The sequence below is a fragment of the Nonomuraea basaltis genome, assembly GCF_005893125.1.
Classification (GTDB): Bacteria; Actinomycetota; Actinomycetes; order Streptosporangiales; family Streptosporangiaceae; genus Nonomuraea; species Nonomuraea basaltis.
The window spans coordinates 1-1,127 of record NZ_VCJS01000578.1 but is presented as its reverse complement, the minus strand read 5'-3'; the positions used below and the strand labels follow the sequence as shown (position 1 = coordinate 1,127).

1 protein-coding gene is annotated in these 1,127 nt (G+C 72.6%); it reads right to left on the bottom strand.

Annotation, left to right across the window (positions count from 1 at the left end):
- A partial coding sequence (locus EJK15_RS69475) for a RecQ family ATP-dependent DNA helicase (protein WP_138720953.1) occupies positions 1-1,127 on the bottom strand: 1,127 nt, incomplete at both ends.

Genomic DNA, 1,127 nt, shown 5'->3' with positions numbered 1-1,127 from the left:
CGCGCCTCGTCCATCTCGGCCGCCCGCGCGGCGGCCTGCTCCGGCGTCAGCCTGCCAGAGGCGTACCGCAGGTCGCCGGTGTCGGTCACGGAGAGCGCGCCCGCCCGTTCCAGCAGGTTGACGAGCCTGGCCAGGTGTGACGTGCTCACCTTGAGCAGCGCGGCCAACTCGCGGGCGGGCACCGTACCGGCATGCTCGCGAGCCAGCGTCGCCACGCGCAGCAGCGCCTCGCCGTCGGCTCGGCCGCCGGTGAAGAAGCGGCGCAGGCCCAGATCCTCCTGCCGGTAGAACAGCACTGCCGAGGCCGGCGCGCCGTCCCGGCCCGCCCTGCCGATCTCCTGGTAGTACGCGTCGGGCGACTCCGGCGGCTCGGCGTGCAGCACGTAGCGCACATCGGGCCGGTCGATGCCCATCCCGAACGCCGACGTCGCGACGACGGTGTCCACGTCTCCCGCGGTGAACAGCTCGTGTACGCGGGTGCGTTCGGCGGTCCGCATGCCCCCGTGGTACGGCTCGGCCCGGCGGCCCCTGCCGGCCAGCGCCGCCGCGTACTCCTCGGTCTCCCTGCGGGTGGCGACGTACACCAGGCCGAGACCATCGCGGGAGGCGGCGTCCTCGACCAGCGCCTGGCTCTTGTCCCCCGCCCGGACGAACCGCCGGACCTCCAGCGAGATGTTCGGCCGGTCGAACCCCCTGACGATCTCCACCGGGTCGGCCAGTCCGAGCGAGCGGACGATCTCCTCGCGGACGTTAGGCGCAGCGGTGGCGGTCATCGCCACCACCGGCGGATGCCCCAGACGCTCAATGACCTTCCCAAGCCGCAGATAGTCGGGGCGGAAGTCGTGCCCCCAGGACGAGACGCAGTGGGCCTCGTCGATCACGATCAGCGACGGCCCGGCCTGCGCGAGCCGTTCGACGACGTCGGGCTTGGCCAGCTGTTCCGGGGACAGGAACACGAACGCCGCATCCCCGGTCGTCACCTTCTCCAGCCCGGCCGCTACGGAGGTGGTCGAGTTCACCGCCACGGCGCCGCCCGCGTCGGCCTTGAGCAGGCTGGTCACCTGGTCACGCTGGAGCGCGATGAGCGGCGAGACGACGATCGTGGGTCCGTCGAGCAGCAGCGTGGG